Genomic DNA, 17348 nt, shown 5'->3' with positions numbered 1-17348 from the left:
CGATTTTCTTTTCTAAAGGAGATCGTTTTTTCTTGTTTTAGGATTGAAATCAATTTTGTAAACGATTACAATAAAATTGTTAACGTGAACAAATTGATTTTCATCATTATAAGAGATGGGGGAGTTTGATGAAAGCTTTTTTAGATGAGCAGTTTTTATTAAACAGTCAAACGGCGGAAAAGCTATACCATGAGTTTGCAAAGAACCTTCCGATTATTGATTACCATTGTCATTTAAGTCCAAAAGAAATCTATGAAAATAAAACGTTCCAAAATATAACCGAAGCATGGCTTTACGGAGATCATTACAAATGGCGCGCCATGAGAGCAAATGGGATACCTGAAACACATATCACAGGAGATGCCTCAGATTATGAGAAATTTTTAGCTTGGGCGAAAACTGTTCCGATGACGATTGGAAATCCTCTCTATCACTGGACCCATCTAGAGCTAAGACGATATTTTGATGTTGAAGAACTTTTGAATGAAGAAAGCGCAGACATCATCTGGAAAAAAGTAAATGAAAAGTTGCAAGGAGATGGATTTGGTGCGAGAGATTTCATTGTGAAATCAAATGTTGAAACGGTTGTGACGACAGACGATCCAGTTGATTCGTTGATTTATCACCAACAACTGAGGGAAGAAGGCTTTTCTGTGCAAGTACTGCCAGGGTTTCGGCCAGATAAGGCATTAGATATCACAAATGACTTGTTTATCGAGTATGTTCATCAGCTGGCGGAGGTTTCATCTATCAAGATCGAATCCTATCAAGACTTCATAAAAGCACTTCATATGCGAATCGATTTCTTTCATGAACAGGGCTGTTTGATTTCAGATCATGCCATCAATGAAATGACTTACGAAGACACGACGGAAGAAGAAGCTACGATCATTTTTCATAAAAGAATGTCTGGACATCCATTGACGGAAAAGGAGAAGGTTCAATTTAAAACACACACATTCATTGAACTAGGTCAGGCATATGCTCAGCGGGGATGGGCGATGCAGCTTCATATCAATGCGCTCAGAAACAACAACTCGAAAATGTTTAAGCGACTTGGACCAGATACCGGATATGATGCAATGAATGATGAAGACATTGCAAAGCCTCTTTGCCGCGTATTAGATCGGTTAGAACAAGCACATGCATTGCCAAAAACCATCCTCTATTCCTTGAATCCAAGGGACAATGTGGTGATTTCAACAATAGCTGGAAGTTTTCAAGATGGAAAGACTCCTGGGAAAATGCAGCATGGAACAGCTTGGTGGTTTAATGATACAAAGCAGGGAATGACAGAGCAGATGATGGCACTTTCCAGTATCGGACTGATCAGCCGATTTATTGGGATGCTGACAGATTCACGAAGCTTCCTGTCTTACACAAGACATGAATATTTTCGTAGACTGTTATGTGACATCATTGGAGATTGGGTGGAAAAAGGTGAAGCGCCTAATGATCTCAATTTGCTAGGGGGAATGGTAAAAGGAATCAGCTATGAAAATGCAAAGCAGTATTTTCAATTTGAACAGGCAAATGAGCTTTCGCATAAAAGCAAGATGATATGAACAAAAAGCAAGAATATGAAAGCGTTTTTATGATAAGATGATAAAAAATCATAAAAGGCGGAATAGCATGACAGTCACAATCAAAGATATAGCAAAATTGGCAAACGTTTCTCATACCACAGTATCAAGGGCTTTGAATAACAGTCCTTTTATTAAAGAGAAAACAAAACAAAACATCTTGTCGATTGCAAAACAGCTGAATTACTCACCGAATGTCCATGCCAGAGGCCTTGTCTCGCAAAAATCATTTACAATTGGTCTGTTTTTTACGAGTTTAACAGAAGGCACATCCTCAAGTTTCTTTGTTGATGCATTAAAAGGCGTCAACAGTGTGATAACAGAAAACTATCATTTGGTTGTAAGAGGAATTGACGATTTTCACGATTACACAACCATTCATAAACAGCGGTATGATGGTATTTTGCTCATGAGCCAAAGCGAGCATGATGAAGCGTTTATCCATCATGTGAAAAAGCAGGGCATTCCCATTATTGTACTGAATCGCCGTGTAGAAAGTAATCAAGTGATGAATATATTAGCGGATGATGGTGAAGGGGCATATCAAGCTGCACACTATTTCATTCAGCAGGGGCATAAACAAATTGCCATTATTGAAGGGAAAGAAGGGTTTAAATCCACACAGGAAAGAAAAGCTGGTTTTTTGCAAGCACTCATTGACCATCATGTACCCATGAAGAAAGAATACATGATCACAGGCGACTATCATATGAAGAGCGGCTATGAATCAATGGAAGCCTTACTCACTCTTGATGATCCGCCAACTGCCCTTTTTTGCTCAAACGATGACATGGCGATTGGTGCGATGAATGCATTGTTTGCAAAAGGTAAAAGGTGTCCTGATGATCTCTCTATTATCGGTTTTGATGATATTTCATTTTCATCTTATACAACGCCTGCCCTCACAACAGTCAAAAAGCCAATTGAAAAAATGTGTGCGCTTGGAGCAGAAGCCATCCTTTCAGTTATCAACGGTGAAAAGCAAGAAGACGATCATCTGGAAAAAGTGTATGTCCACACAGAGCTGATGATTAGAGATTCAGTAAAAAAGGTGCAGTAATCAGCATCTTTTAAATGAAAATGTTCACGTGTGCAAAAAATGCGGGGAGGAAAAGCGTTTGAGACGATTATCCAAAGATGTGTACCCAGTGGCTGAATATCCTGAAACCATTCTACAAATTGGCGAAGGGAACTTTATACGGGGATTTATGAATTGGCAGATCCAGAAGCTAAACGACTGTACAGATTTTAAAGGAAGAGCAGTGGTTGTTCCTCCTCGAAAAGGATCAGTGACTGCTCTAAATGAACAAGATGGTTTGTACACTTTATGTATTCAAGGATTTCATGACCAAAAAGAAATGAACGAACGGATCGTCATTCAATCCATCAGCAGGGGAATCAGCACATATACAGATTATGATGCCTTTTTACATGTAGCGGAAAGTCCTGATGTGCGCTTTGTCTTTTCTAATACAACAGAGGCAGGACTTGTGTTAAGAAAAGAGGACCGATTAGAAGATCGGCCGCAAGCAAGTTTTCCAGGAAAGCTGACAGCCTTCTTGTATCACCGCTTCAAAGCTTTTTCTGGAGATGAGAAAAAGGGCTTGATCATTTTACCTTGTGAATTGATTGAACAAAACGGTGATCGATTAAGAGAATATGTGATCACAATGGCAGCTGAGTGGAATCTTCCGCCTGATTTTGTGGCTTGGGTCAAGGAAGCCAACACGTTCTGTAATACGTTAGTTGATCGGATTGTCCCAGGATTTTCTCAGAAAGCAGCGGAGACTGTTCAAAAAGAAGAGGGGTATATCGATGAATTGCTTGTCACGGCAGAATATTATCACCTGTTTGTCATTGAAGCACCTCCGTTTGTTCAAAAAGAGCTTCCTTTTCAAGAAGCAGGGTTAAACGTACTTTTTGTGGAAGATATCGCTCCCTATCGTATGAGCAAGGTTCGCATTTTAAACGGTGCGCATACAGCGATGGTGCCGATTGCATATTCATCTGGCTTGGATACTGTCAAAAAAGCGGTGGATGATGAGCATGTTGGTGTGTTCATTCGCCGCATGCTTGAGGAGGAAGTGCTGCCAAGTTTGCCACTTCCTGAAGAAGAGCTGCTGCTTTATACACAATCCGTTTGGGATCGATTCTGCAACCCTTTTGTCAAACATCAATTACTCGATATTGCCTTAAATGGTGTATCTAAATTTCGGGCACGTATTCTCCCGTCTCTTCTAGATTATATAGAGCTAAAAAAACAGTTGCCTACGAAACTTATGTTCTCACTGAGCAGTTTGATTTATTTTTATCAAGTCCATGCAGATCAAATAAAGGATGATGAGTCTGTGATGACAGTCATGAAGGAAGCATGGGAGGAAGTGGAGCATTCCTATGAATTAATGGTCGATCAACTTCTTTCAAACGAAGTTTTATGGGGGATGGATTTGACGAGGATCGCAGGGCTGACGGGTGCAGTAGCCGAGCAGCTCACCTTCATACATGAAAATGGCATGAGAGCTGCTGTTCACCAAATACTTCAATATGAAAGTCAGGGGGAGAAGGCATGAGGGACTTTGTTGTGATTCATCCTTCAGATAATGTTGGCATCGCTTTAAAAGTACTTGAGCAAGGCGAAGAGCTTCAGCACCAAGGTCATACAATCATTTTAAAAGAAACCGTTGCTAAAGGTCATAAATTTGCATTGGCTGAGATCAAAGAAAAAGAGAATATCATCAAATATGGCTACCCCATTGGTCATGCATCCACTGCGATTTCGACTGGAGAATGGGTGCATACGCACAATATCAAAACGAATCTATCAGGTAAGCTCGATTACGAATACCGCCCTTCTTTAACAGAAAACCCCTATGAAAAAACGAATCTGACATTCAAAGGGTATAAACGAAAAAATGGCGCAAGTGGTATACGAAATGAGCTTTGGATTGTCCCAACAGTTGGGTGTGTCAATGGCATTGCCGATCAAATCATTCAAATATTTACCGCTGAAATGGGGGGAAGCATCCATCCTTTTGAAACGGCGTTAGTATTAAAGCACAATTATGGATGCTCACAGCTTGGGGATGATCATGAAAACACAAAAACAATACTTCAAAATGCCGTAAAGCACCCAAATGCTGGAGGGGTTCTCGTTCTAGGGCTTGGCTGTGAAAACAATGATATTGAGGATTTTCAGGCAACATTAGGGGAGTATGACCAGACGAGGGTGAAATTTTTAAGAAGCCAAGAAGTAGGGGATGAGATTGAGACAGGTGTCGCTTTGCTCAAGGAAATTTATGACGCAGCGAAAGAAGATCAGCGTGAAGACATTCCGTTATCTGAGCTGAAAATTGGCTTGAAATGCGGAGGATCAGATGGGTTTTCAGGCATTACCGCAAATCCACTTTTAGGTAGACTGTCCGATTTTATTGTGGCTCAAGGCGGAACCACCGTCTTAACAGAAGTACCGGAAATGTTCGGGGCTGAAACGATCTTAATGGAGAGAGCGGAATCAAAAGCGACATTCGACAATATTGTGCAGATGATCAATGATTTTAAACAATACTTTATGGATCATCGACAGCCAGTATATGAAAATCCTTCCCCGGGAAATAAAGCAGGAGGAATTTCGACATTAGAAGATAAATCTCTCGGCTGCACACAAAAAGCGGGTACTTCCGTTATAAAGGATGTTTTAACATACGGGGAGCTGCTAAAACGAAAAGGATTGAATTTATTAAGTGCGCCTGGGAATGATTTGGTTGCTTCATCTGCTCTCGCAGCATCTGGCTGTCAGCTCGTCCTCTTTACAACAGGCAGAGGCACACCGTTTGGCACATTTGTTCCAACGATGAAGGTATCGACCAATACCGCGTTATACGAAACAAAAAAACATTGGATTGACTTTAATGCGGGGGAATTGCTTGAGGATGTACCAGAAGATGTGGTGCTAGAGAAATTCATTGCCACGGTGATTGATGTGGCGAGTGGAAAGCTGTTAAATCATGAAAAAAACAATTTTAGAGAGTTGGCTATTTTTAAAACAGGTGTGACACTTTAAGGCGTCTGGGGGATAAGGAAATGTCTAAAAAACGGAATTTGATGTATGTGACAGCAGGAACAGTACTAACAGGAATTGGACTCGCACGTTTAGCAAAGCAAGGGAAAAAAGACAAAGAAACAGATGGTATAGATCATGTGTTAAAGCAGATAAAAGCGCCAAAGTTCCCAGATCGTGAATTCAATGTCATTCATTATGGTGCAGATAACAAAGGGATAGAGCTTTCGACAAATGCTATTCAGTCTGCCATCGATGATGCACATCGTTTGAAAGGAGGGCGTGTGCTGATTCCTGAAGGGACATTTTTGACAGGCGCTCTAGAATTGAAAAGCAATGTAGAGCTTCATCTTCATGAAAACGCCTATGTGAGCTTCAGCCAAGATACACGTGATTATCTTCCGCTTGTTCTAACAAGATATGAAGGCATTGAGCTTTATAATTATTCGCCACTTATTTATGCCCATCATGCAGAAAACATCGCGATTACAGGAGCAGGCACGCTGGACGGGAGAGGGGATGAACACCACTGGTGGCCTTGGAAGTATGGAACAAATGGTCAGCCCTCTCAAGATCGGGATCGTCAGCTTCTTTTTGAAATGGCTGAAAAAAGAATACCAGTGGAAGAAAGAGTGTTTGGCGAAGGACATTATTTAAGATCAAGCTTTATCCAGCCATACAATTGCCAAAACATTCTCATTGAAGGAGTAACCGTAAAGGATTCACCGATGTGGCAAGTCCATCCGGTGTTAAGTGAAAACGTCATCGTCCGCGGGGTGAATATCATCGGTCATGGCCCAAATACAGATGGTGTGAATCCAGAGTCGTGCCGACATGTGCTCATTGAAGATTGTTATTTTGATAATGGCGATGATTGTATTGCCATTAAATCGGGCAGAAATGAGGACGGCCGGAGAATCGGCGTTCCATCTGAAAACATCGTCATTCGTAGAAATACGATGCGTGATGGTCATGGCGGAGTAACGATCGGGAGTGAAATCTCTGGAGGCGTCAAGTATGTATATGCAGAGGATAATGTCATGGACAGTCCGAACCTTGACAGGGCATTGCGCATTAAGACCAACTCTGTCAGGGGCGGTACCATTGAACACATCTATTTTAAAAACAATCTAGTGAAAAGCTTAAAACATGAGGTGGTCTGTATCGACATGATGTATGAGGAAGGGGATGCCGGTCCGCATAGGCCTGTAGTCCGTCATATTGAAGTAGAAGGGTTAAAAAGCAGCGGAGGGCGATATGGTGTCAAGATCGCCGCATACTCACATTCCCCGGTCACACACTTTAAAATGAAAGACTGTGTCATTGACGATGTCACATACCCTCTTTCATTGGAACATGCAGTATCTCCTTCATTTCAGAAAGTTGTCATTAATGGTGAACATATCAACCAATAGCGGAAGTGAAAACAGCCACGTCAAAGGCTGTTTTTCTTTTATAAGGACAGACAAGACGTATTCGGAATCACATATACAACCTATCTGCACTGTAGTATAATATTCCCGAAATTAGAAAAGAATTGACGAAAGAGATGACGTCAAGCAGTACATAAAGCAGGGGGTTTATTGATGAAGAAGTTAACTGGTATTTGGCTATCATTGTTACTTGTGATCGGTGTTTTAGCAGGGTGTGCAGGTGCGGAAACGGACCAAAAAACAAACAGTTCAAAGCCTAAAGAGACAGCGGCTGCCGCATTTCCTGTATCCATCAAAGATGCAGCTGGTAAAACAGTTGAAATCAAAGAACAGCCTAAACGAATTGTTTCGTTAATTCCAAGTAATACAGAGGTTGCCTATGCCCTTGGTCTTGGAGATAAAATCGTTGGTCGATCAGACTTTGACAACTATCCAAAGGAAGTAGAAAAGGTGGAGAAGATTGGCGGTCTTGATTTCAATGTAGAGAAGGTTATTTCCTTAAAGCCTGATCTTGTCTTAGCACATGCATCACAAATGAGCTCAAAAGACGGATTTAAACAGCTTGAAGATGCAGGTATTCAAGTGCTGACTGTCAATGATGCGGCTTCCTTCAAAGATGTTTATAAGTCTATCCATATGATTGGTGAAGCAACCGGCGTAAAAGAGGCATCAACGAAGCTTGTAGATGAGATGAAATCAAAACTGAATGACATCAAAAAACAAGCAGAATCCATCTCCAAAGACAAACAAAAAACAGTTTTTGTCGAAGTATCAGGTGCGCCTGAAATTTATACAACAGGTAAACAAACGTTTATGGACGAAATGTTGTCTGTCATTCATGCAAAAAATGCTGCTGGCGACCAAACAGGCTGGGTGCAAATGACGGAAGAATCAATTATTAAACGAAATCCTGATGCCATCGTTACGATTGATGGCGCAAGTTTAGCTGATCTGAAAAAAAGAGACGGCTGGAAGGCGATCAAAGCAGTCAAAGAAAAACAAGTCTTTCAATTGAATACGGATCTGGCATCACGACCGGGACCGCGATTGGTTGAAGGAGTGGAGGCTCTTGCGAAAAGCATCTATCCTGACACGTTCAAATAAAATCATCATCGCATACACAGCAAGTGCTTTACTTCTTGTGGTGAGCATTGGAATGGGAATCTCATTTGGCAGCTTAGGGATTCCCATTCCTTCTATACTTCGGATCTTTGTTCATGAAGTATTTGGAATCGAGGCCGGAACCATTGATGCAATTGACCGCAATATTATGATGAATATCCGGCTGCCGAGAGTGATATTAGCGGCGTTAGTCGGAGCAGCTCTGGCGTTATCTGGTGCAGCCTTTCAAGGTTTATTAAAAAATCCTCTCGCTGACCCTTATACACTTGGGGTATCTCAAGGGGCATCTGTGGGGGCTGTAGCCACATTGTTTTTCAGTTTGCAGTTTCCTTTGCTTGGCAGTTTTACACTGCCTTTTTTGAGTATGACAACAGCGCTTGTCACACTATGTCTCGTCCTCTTTTTTGCCCGTCTGGTTCACCGAGGAATGAGCATTTCTTCTTTAATTTTGACGGGGGTCATCTTCAGCTCTTTTTTAGGAGCGCTCATTTCATTAATGATTGCGTTAACAGGTGATGATTTAAAAGAGATTATTCATTGGCTTCTAGGCAGTGTGTCTATGAGAGGTTGGCGATATATTGCTCTTTTCCTTCCTTTTTTCCTCATTGGTACATTTGCACTCATCCTGATGGGAAGAGATTTAAATGTGATGACATATGGCGAAGAAAAGGCAAAACTGTTAGGGGTTCATGTGAAACGGAGCAAATATGTGGTGTTGCTTGCTGGTTCGATTCTGACTGGCAGTGCGGTGGCTGTGTCAGGAACGATCGGATTTGTCGGACTGGTGATTCCACATTTTATCCGTCTTTTATCCATTACGGATCATCGTCATTTGCTGCCTTTGTCGATGCTGAATGGTGCTTCCTTTCTCGTTTTAGCAGATGTGCTCTCCCGTACGATCATTGAACCGACTGAATTGCCTATTGGCATCATTACAGCGTTAATTGGTGCACCTGTCTTTGGCATCATCCTCATCCGCAGATATAGAGGAGGGACGCATCTATGATTCAAGTGAAGGAAGTTAGAGGAGGATATGGTGAAAAAGAGGTCATTCACGGCGTGAGTTTTGAAGTGGAGCGAGGGGAATTCCTCGGCATCCTTGGTCCAAATGGGAGCGGTAAGACGACACTGCTTAAAATGATCGCAGGTATTTTAGCACCTGAGAGCGGCCAAGTAACACTAAGTGGTCATCCAGTTCAATCCTACCGGCCAAAGGCACTTGCGCAAAAATTGGCGGTTCTCCCCCAGAAGACCGATCAAGCCTTTTCATTTACAGTGGAAGAAACGGTCCAGTTTGGGCGTTATCCTTATCAGAAAGGATGGCTACAATCTGTTACAAAAGAAGATATCGAGATTGTCAGCAAGGTGATGGACCAAACAGATATTGCTCAATTTAAGGATCAATCCATCCATGAGTTAAGCGGAGGAGAACAGCAGCGGGTTTACTTAGCTCAAGCGCTGGCTCAGTGCCCTGATTATTTATTGCTGGATGAACCAACCAGTTTTCTTGATTTAGCTTATCAAAAAGAGTTACTCGATTTGATTAAACAAGAGACCGCTTCCTCTAACTTAACGGTGATCGGTGTGCTTCATGATGTGAACATTGCCAGTTTGTATTGTGACCGTCTGCTTTTGCTGAATGAAGGAAAGACGGACATGCTGGGAGAACCGCATCATGTGTTGACCACCGAACGGGTGAACCGGGTGTATGAAACAGATGTAACACCTCTCCAACATCCACTGCGGGCAAACCCTCAGCTGGTAATTGAACCTGCGTCCATCTCTGAACATTCAAGGCTGAACTTAGCGGATCGGTGGAAAACATATGGCGCAAACGGAATGACATTTTCTACTCATCAGCCATTGCGCATCCTTTCATCACATGAGAAAAGCGGGGGTTTCTTTTGGACACGGTCCCTTGGAACGGGAACTGAAGCACTCCATGACATGCTGGATGATGAGGAAGGGTACTTATTTCTTGGTCAATCTGATGGGCCGAAGCAATACGCCGCTGAAGATGATGATGAAGATGTCCTTCTTTATGGGATGTATCAAGAAGGAGAGCTGTCCGTTTGGCTTGTGCTGAAAGGAACGATATCAGATGGTGCGTCTGTCCAGCTAATGGGCGAGCTGATGCACTTCATTAAACAAGAGACAAGTATCCAGGTACATCATCTTTGTATCGCTGCTGCCAATGCAGAAGAAAAGGAGCATACTGCTCATTTACATGAAAGAGTCAGACTGAAAGTGAAGCATCTTCTTCATACATTGAATGCTATGAAAAAGTGAACCGGCTGGTTCACTTTTTTTGTTGAAAACATCAACATCTACTTATGTCATCCACTGAATATTTGAAAAAAACGAAAAATATGTTGCTAAATAAATCATATTACTTTTATAATAAGAATCATGAAAGCGTTTTAATAATTAATTGTTTAAAAATGCAACAACCGGAAGGGGAGGATCATTTGAACATTCAAGGAATCATTCCAGCTATTTTGACACCGCTTACAGAAGAAGAGCATTTTCATCCAGAAGTGACAAAGCAACTTATTGATCATTTAATCGACTCAGGTGTGCACGGCATCTTTGCTTTAGGGACAAACGGCGAATTTCATTTGTTTTCAGAGGAAGAAAAGCTTCAAATTGCTGAAACTGTTGTAAAGGCTGCGGGCGGCAGGGTGCCTGTATACATGGGAGCAGGTGAGAATAGCACTAAGGCAACCATTAAGCTGTCAAACATGTTCGCAGATTTAGGCGTAGATGTCTTGTCGGTTATCACCCCTTATTTTGTTGCGCCATCACAAGAGGAGCTGTATGAGCATTTTCGTCATATTTCAGAAAATGTGACCATCCCCATCTTACTTTATAACATTCCATCAAGAACAGGTGTGTCACTTGCGCCAGAGACGGTTTCAAGGCTCAGCGTCCTACCGAATGTGTTAGGTATTAAAGACAGTAGTGGAGATATTGCCAATATCAAAGCGTATCTCGATGTCACAAAGGATGAAGAGTTTGTGGTGCTTGCAGGAACGGATTCCCTCATTTTAGAGACATTGAAGCTAGGCGGAACAGGTGCAGTGGCGGCAACGGCAAATGTGCTTCCCAAAACCGTCGTTGGCATTTATGAATCGTTTCTGCAAGGAAATCTTGACCAAAGTGAGCAATTTCAGCAGCAGCTGCAGCCGTTAAGAGCCACATTCACATTAGGAACGTTACCAGCACCTTTGAAAAAAGCAGCTGAACTTTCGGGGATTCCTGTAGGTCCGCCAAAAAGCCCGGTCAAAGCATTATCCGGCGAAGCTTTAGAAGCTGTGGTGAACATGATGGAGAATTATCGGATACAAGCAAAAGCAGCAAAGGAGTCGTGAAGAGATGACAATATCACAATATCACTTTCAAACGGCATCACACATTGTTTCTGGCGCTCACTCTCTAGAGCTCCTTGGGGAGAAGCTAGAGCTATTAGGACTTAGCAAGTTGAGATCCATTTTTATTTTAACGCAGCCATCCATCGTATCTCTTGGTTACGCAGATCAAATCAAAACAGAACTTGCGAAAAAAGGGATTGCGAGTGAGATCAGCACAGAGATTAAGCCTGAACCAACGGAAGAAAATATCGAGGACGTCTTCCAGACATTTTTAAAAGGGGAGCATGAAGCCGTTATTGGGATTGGTGGCGGGAGTGTGCTGGATGCGGCCAAAATATTAGCCGTTCTAAAGACGAATGATCAGCCAATTTCTGATCTCGTTGGCACGAACCTTGTTAAAAAAAGAGGAGTTCCAACGATTCTCATTCCAACAACCTCAGGTACGGGATCAGAAGTGACACCAAACGCGATTGTTACCTTTCCGGAAAAAGAATTAAAAATTGGCATGGTCAGCCCATACCTTTTGCCTGATCTTGTGATCTTAGATCCCTCACTGACACTCAAATTGCCAAAAGCCATTACCGCAGCTACAGGGATGGATGCGTTTACGCATGCGCTTGAATCGTATATTTCAAATAAAGCCAATCCATTTAGTGATATGTTTGCACTCGAATCGATGAGGCTCATTTCAGGAAGTATTCAGGAGGCCTATCATCACGGGGATAACATGAAGGCAAGGGAAGATATGCTGATTGGTGCCATGTATGGGGGAATGGCGCTCACAAGTGCCGGAACTGCTGCGGTTCATGCAATGGCTTATCCGTTAGGGGGGAAATTCAAAATGTCACACGGTGTCGCTAATTCCATGCTGCTTCCTCATGTCACGGCGTTTAATGCAGATCATATCAAAGATCGACTTGAAGATATTGCTAGAGTGATAGGGATCGAAGAGAAAGGCTCAAAGCATACGCTTGCGGAGCAAGTGATTCGTCAAATTGAAGAGTGGACAGCGGATTTACACATTCCTCAACAACTCAAAGCCTTCGGTGTGTCAAAAGAAGATGTACCGGCACTTGCTGAAGCTGCTTCAGAGGTGAAGAGATTAATGGATAACAACCCGAAGCCGATGTCTGTCTCTGATATTGAACAGGTCTACATGAAACTGCTCCACATTTAACACTTCATACGTCACTGGGATGGGACATGAGAAGTTGCTTCATACGGCTTGCACACAAAGGGGGATTTTAAGTGAATGTCTTAAGTAGTTCTGTCATCACATTTATTTTAATCGTCATTATTCTCTATATTCTGTTTACGACCTGGCTGACGATGCGTTTCCGTAGTAAGTCTAACTCAGAATTTAACAATGCCGCTAAGTCACTTCCAGCTATTGTGGTCGGTATTTTGTTAATGAGTGAATTCATTGGGACGAAGTCAACTGTCGGAACAGCTGAATCTGCTTTTACACACGGACTTTCCGCTTCATGGTCTGTTATCACAGTTGCTATTGCTTTTTTTATTTTTTCCTTTTTCTTAGTGGGAAAGTTTTATCGAACAGGACAATACACGATTTCAGGTATTATTGATCAAAAATTTGGGAAATCAACAAAGCTTGTTGTCTCTGTCATTATGATTGCAGCCCTGCTCTTGGTGAATCTAGGAAACTATTTAAGTGGTTCAGCTGCCATTGCATCCATTCTTGGTCTTCCTTTAATGACCTGTGCCATCATCACGGCGGTTGTGAGTACATTTTATTTTACTTTCGGAGGAATGAAGGGGGTTGCATGGGTCACGATCCTTCATTCAATTGTGAAGTATGCGGGGATTTTAATTACACTAGGGGTAGCCCTTTATTTAACAAAAGGCTTTGAGCCAATGAAACAAACATTACCCGACCATTTCTTTACATGGGATGGGACCATCGGTTGGGGAACGATTGGAGCCTGGTTTATAGGAAACATGGGGGCCATTTTTGCGACGCAGTTTATCATTCAAGCGATCACCTCGTCGAAAAGTGAACGAGAAGCGAAAAAATCGACCCTGTATGCAGCACTCCTTTGTTTGCCGCTTGCCATTGCGATCGGGATCATCGGTGTCGCAGCCCGTTATTTGTATCCAGACATTGATCCTATTTATGCTTTCCCTGTCTTTTTACAGCATATGAATCCGATTTTGAGCGCTATTGTGGCAACATCGCTTGTCGCATCCATTTTTGTTGGTGTCTCGACGGTTGCACTTGCTACAACCACGTTGATTATTGATGACTTTTATGTACCGAAAAAGAAACCATCACCAGAGCAGCGTATGAAGGTGACTCGGTATGTAGCTGTCATGGTTGGGATTGTGCCGCTTGTGGGGGTCGCACTTGCACCAGAGTTGCTGTCACTTTCCTTTTTTACACGAGCACTTCGAACATCGATTGCAGTTGTAGCAGCAATGGGCTTTTACTTGCCATACTTTAATTCAAATAGAGGAGCAACCATTGGTCTTGCCGCTTCAGGCATCGCCACGACGGTGTGGTATTTACTCGATAATCCATTTGGAATCGATAATATGTATGTGGCCATTATCATTCCTTTCCTAGTTCTGGTGATGGATCGATGGATCAGCCCGCCAGCTAAAAAGGATCAATCACTGAAAGGAGAATTATGATGACAAATGAAGACATCATGATCAAAATAGATGGAAAATTGCGACAAAATGAACAAGACGCAGCTAGAAAAGAAGCCTTTTTACCAACAGATTGCGTGCAAAACCATGCGGCTAATCTCATCGAACTGGATAATGGAGATTTGCTGTGTGTATGGTTTGGCGGTACGCAAGAAGGAATTCCTGATATCTCTATCTATATGTCAAGGCTCAAGCAAGGAAGTAATCAATGGACGAAGGCTGTGAAGCTGTCTGATGATTCTACACGATCTGAACAAAATCCAGTTCTTTTTCAAGAGAAAGATGGCAGGCTGTGGCTGCTTTATACAGCACAACTTTCTGGCAATCAAGATACAGCTCTTGTGAGATATCGTTTATCGGAGGATAGAGGAGAGACTTGGGGAGAGATTGGTACTTTATTTGATCAGCCGGGGACGTTTATACGACAGCCTATTGTTGTATTGGATAATGATGATTGGCTCCTTCCGGTGTTCTATTGTAAAACGATTCCTGGCGTAAAATGGACAGGAAACCGTGATGTCAGTGCTGTGAAGATTTCCTCAGATCAAGGGAAGACCTGGGAAGAGGTCACTGTGCCCAACAGTACTGGCTGTGTTCATATGAATATCGGAAAATGTGCGGATGGTTCCCTGCTTGCTCTCTTTAGAAGCCGGTTTGCTGATTCGATTTATATGAGCCGTTCAGTGGATCATGGACGGACATGGTCTGAGCCAAAAGCAACAGAGCTGCCAAACAATAACTCATCCATTCAATTTACGGTGCTCCATAATGGTCATCTTGCCCTCGTTTATAACCATATCAATGCGGATGATCAAACAGAAAGAAGGGCGTCCTTATATGATGAGATTGAGGATGAAGGCGATACACGCACGGCCATTGATACGGAGGCACGTCCAGCCTTTTGGGGAACACCTCGTGCGCCAATGACACTTGCCATCTCGACGGATGATGGTGCGACATGGCCCATCAGACGTAACCTTGAAATTGGTGATGGATATGCCATGACAAACAACTCAAAGGACAAATTGAATCGAGAGTATTCCTATCCATCCATCACAGAAGGAAAAGATGGTAGTCTGCACATTGCGTTTACTTTTTACCGGCAGGCCATCAAGTATGTGTGTGTGAAAGAAGAATGGACTCATCACACGTCTTAACCGCAAGGGATCAGTGTTTCCGTGAATTGTAACCCTCATTTTCTTCATTTATAATTGATGTTTGGAGGGTTGTCCCAATTTGCTAACATTTGGACTCCCTCAACGTATGTCTCACGATGAAGAGATAAAAAATGGGGGTCCTTTTCATGAATATAAAAGTATTAGGTATTGCGCCGTATAAAGGATTAGGCGATGTATTAATCGACCTTGCCAAAGACGAAAAAAGCATCACATTCCAGCTTGAAGTCGGAGATCTTAGGTCTGGTGTTGCACTGGCAGAACAGGCCGAGGCTCAAGGAATGGATATTATTATGAGCCGCGGGGGGACAGCTGCGCTTATTCAAAAACACGTCAACATTCCAGTGGTGGATATCCCTGTGTCAGGCTACGACTTGCTTCGTGCCCTGACGCTGATTAAAGATTACCAAGGGAAAAAAGCAGTAGTTGGATTTGAAAATATTACACAAGGTGTACGCACCATCGGAGAGTTATACGGGATCAAAATTGATATTTATACAATACAGCAAGAGGAAGAAGTGTGGGATCTTTTACAGCAGTTACAGGAGCAAGGGACACAGGTTGTACTGGGTGATGTGGTTACAGATAAAGCGGCCAAGGAGTTGGGGATGCAAAGCATGCTCATTACCTCAGGACGTGAATCTGTCAAAGAAGCGTTTCATCAAGCAAAACAAATGTACCGTTTATATAAAGAGGCGACAGCTGAGCAGCGCCTCTTTCGTGAAATGATTGACCAAGAGTCAAAAGGGATGCTGATCATTGATCAGCACAATCAGCTTTATTTTATCAATCAGCAAATGAAAGAATGGACAGAAAAAGGGTTATTTGCACCGTTTACGTCTCATGTTGATGTGATGGATTGGTGCCCGGCGCTTGAACCAGCAGTAAAAGCAGTTCGAGAAGGAAAACAAAATGGATATTCTCAAATCTCCTTTCAGCAGCAAGTGTGGCATGTCAAAGGAAGCTTATTATCTAAAGGTGAGCTACTTTTGACGATTGAGAAGCCTTCTGCTGTGATTAATAGGGAGGGGCAGCGTATATGGACGCTGGCTGCACCTGTTCATTCAGCACATCCATTTGCTCTTTTTACTGAGCAGAGTTCAAATATGAAAGATGTGATTAAAAGGGCAAAGGCGTTCAGCCAAACAGATCGATCGATTTGTCTCTATGGTGAACAAGGAACTGGTAAATCAAGCCTTGCTTTTGCTATTCACCAAATGAGCGAGAGGAAAAATGAGAGCTTTATGACGGTGCATTGCAGCCGTTTGACTGAATTAGATGATGTAAACATAATTCCGGTGCATCAAAAAGGGACGATCTTTTTGAAAGATATTGATCGTGTCCCAATGGCTATGCAGCCCCTCATGGCCGAGCGGCTTATTCATCATCAGCAGAACATTCGCTGGATGGCTGCATCTACAGTTGATTTGTTCAAATTGATGCAATCTGGGGCGTTTCATGAAGACCTATATACGTGTTTGCAGGAGCTCGTCATTCATGTCCCGCCGTTATCTGAACGGGCAGAAGATATTGAGGATATGAGCAGGTTATTTATAGCTGAATTAAATTCTCTTTATGGGACGCAGGTTGTTGGGCTGTCAGCAGATGTGATTGCCGCCTTTCAAAACGAGCGATTTAGAGAAAATGTCCGGCAGTTCAAGCGGATTATGGAGGAACTGGTGCTGACAACAAAAAGTGGATATATCACGTTGAGTAAAGCAAAGCCGGCAATTGAGCAACTTGCTTCTGAGAATGAAGAAAAACAGCTGTCCAGCTATTTACATGGCACGCTTGACGAGATTGAAAGACGAATCATTCGGACGGTACTGGAAGAAGAAAATATGAATCAATCAAAAGCAGCAAAGCGGCTGAATATTAACCGCACGACGCTGTGGAGAAAGTTAAAGGAATAATATGCAATGAGACCGAGGTGTCTA

At 42.5% G+C, this 17348-nt stretch carries 13 protein-coding genes; all 13 read left to right on the top strand.

Going from position 1 to position 17348, the window contains the following annotated elements; genetic code table 11:
• The first annotated feature begins 128 nt into the window (after nucleotides 1-128).
• The 13 genes from uxaC (at nucleotide 129) to KVT11_RS06585 (ending at nucleotide 17324) form a co-directional block, all read left to right on the top strand.
• Complete coding sequence (uxaC, locus tag KVT11_RS06645) at nucleotides 129-1565, top strand: glucuronate isomerase (protein WP_116306206.1); 1437 nt, start codon at nucleotides 129-131, stop codon at nucleotides 1563-1565.
• 67 nt (nucleotides 1566-1632) lie between these two features.
• Nucleotides 1633-2643 carry a LacI family DNA-binding transcriptional regulator gene (locus tag KVT11_RS06640; protein ID WP_017359253.1) on the top strand — a complete coding sequence of 337 codons (1011 nt, stop codon included), beginning with the start codon at nucleotides 1633-1635 and terminating at the stop codon, nucleotides 2641-2643.
• A 58-nt stretch (nucleotides 2644-2701) separates the two neighbouring features.
• Nucleotides 2702-4153 (top strand): tagaturonate reductase, encoded by a 1452-nt coding sequence (locus KVT11_RS06635; protein ID WP_116306204.1) that lies wholly within the window; start codon nucleotides 2702-2704, stop codon nucleotides 4151-4153.
• Complete coding sequence (locus KVT11_RS06630) at nucleotides 4150-5643, top strand: UxaA family hydrolase (protein WP_017368042.1); 1494 nt, start codon at nucleotides 4150-4152, stop codon at nucleotides 5641-5643. Before KVT11_RS06635 ends, KVT11_RS06630 begins: the two co-directional genes overlap by 4 nt.
• Nucleotides 5644-5663: 20 nt before the next feature.
• Nucleotides 5664-7055: a glycoside hydrolase family 28 protein gene (locus tag KVT11_RS06625; protein WP_008347106.1), complete on the top strand. Its 1392-nt coding sequence runs from the start codon at nucleotides 5664-5666 to the stop codon at nucleotides 7053-7055.
• A gap of 171 nt (nucleotides 7056-7226) precedes the next feature.
• Nucleotides 7227-8177, top strand: coding sequence for an ABC transporter substrate-binding protein (locus tag KVT11_RS06620; protein WP_008347105.1), 951 nt, complete (start codon nucleotides 7227-7229; stop codon nucleotides 8175-8177).
• Nucleotides 8143-9201: a FecCD family ABC transporter permease gene (locus tag KVT11_RS06615; protein ID WP_019743893.1), complete on the top strand. Its 1059-nt coding sequence runs from the start codon at nucleotides 8143-8145 to the stop codon at nucleotides 9199-9201. The genes KVT11_RS06620 and KVT11_RS06615 overlap by 35 nt, the downstream gene beginning before the upstream one ends.
• Nucleotides 9198-10484: a heme ABC transporter ATP-binding protein gene (locus KVT11_RS06610; RefSeq protein WP_144739540.1), complete on the top strand. Its 1287-nt coding sequence runs from the start codon at nucleotides 9198-9200 to the stop codon at nucleotides 10482-10484. Before KVT11_RS06615 ends, KVT11_RS06610 begins: the two co-directional genes overlap by 4 nt.
• Nucleotides 10485-10663: 179 nt before the next feature.
• Nucleotides 10664-11566 carry a 4-hydroxy-tetrahydrodipicolinate synthase gene (dapA, locus tag KVT11_RS06605; protein WP_210552207.1) on the top strand — a complete coding sequence of 301 codons (903 nt, stop codon included), beginning with the start codon at nucleotides 10664-10666 and terminating at the stop codon, nucleotides 11564-11566.
• A gap of 4 nt (nucleotides 11567-11570) precedes the next feature.
• Nucleotides 11571-12743 (top strand): iron-containing alcohol dehydrogenase, encoded by a 1173-nt coding sequence (locus KVT11_RS06600; RefSeq protein WP_210552206.1) that lies wholly within the window; start codon nucleotides 11571-11573, stop codon nucleotides 12741-12743.
• Between the two features lie 71 nt (nucleotides 12744-12814).
• Nucleotides 12815-14218, top strand: coding sequence for a sodium:solute symporter family protein (locus KVT11_RS06595; protein WP_025207958.1), 1404 nt, complete (start codon nucleotides 12815-12817; stop codon nucleotides 14216-14218).
• Nucleotides 14218-15393, top strand: a complete 1176-nt coding sequence (locus KVT11_RS06590) for a sialidase family protein (protein ID WP_052320879.1) — start codon at nucleotides 14218-14220, stop codon at nucleotides 15391-15393. The genes KVT11_RS06595 and KVT11_RS06590 overlap by 1 nt, the downstream gene beginning before the upstream one ends.
• A 146-nt stretch (nucleotides 15394-15539) precedes the next feature.
• Entirely contained in the window at nucleotides 15540-17324 is a 1785-nt protein-coding gene (locus tag KVT11_RS06585) for a sigma-54-dependent Fis family transcriptional regulator (RefSeq protein WP_187349930.1), read from the top strand.
• Nucleotides 17325-17348 lie beyond the last annotated feature (24 nt).

It is taken from the genome of Bacillus sp. GbtcB10 (assembly GCF_019091365.1).
GTDB classification, from domain to species: domain Bacteria; phylum Bacillota; class Bacilli; order Bacillales; family Bacillaceae; genus Bacillus; species Bacillus altitudinis.
This window is presented reverse-complemented; position numbering and strand designations above follow the sequence as displayed.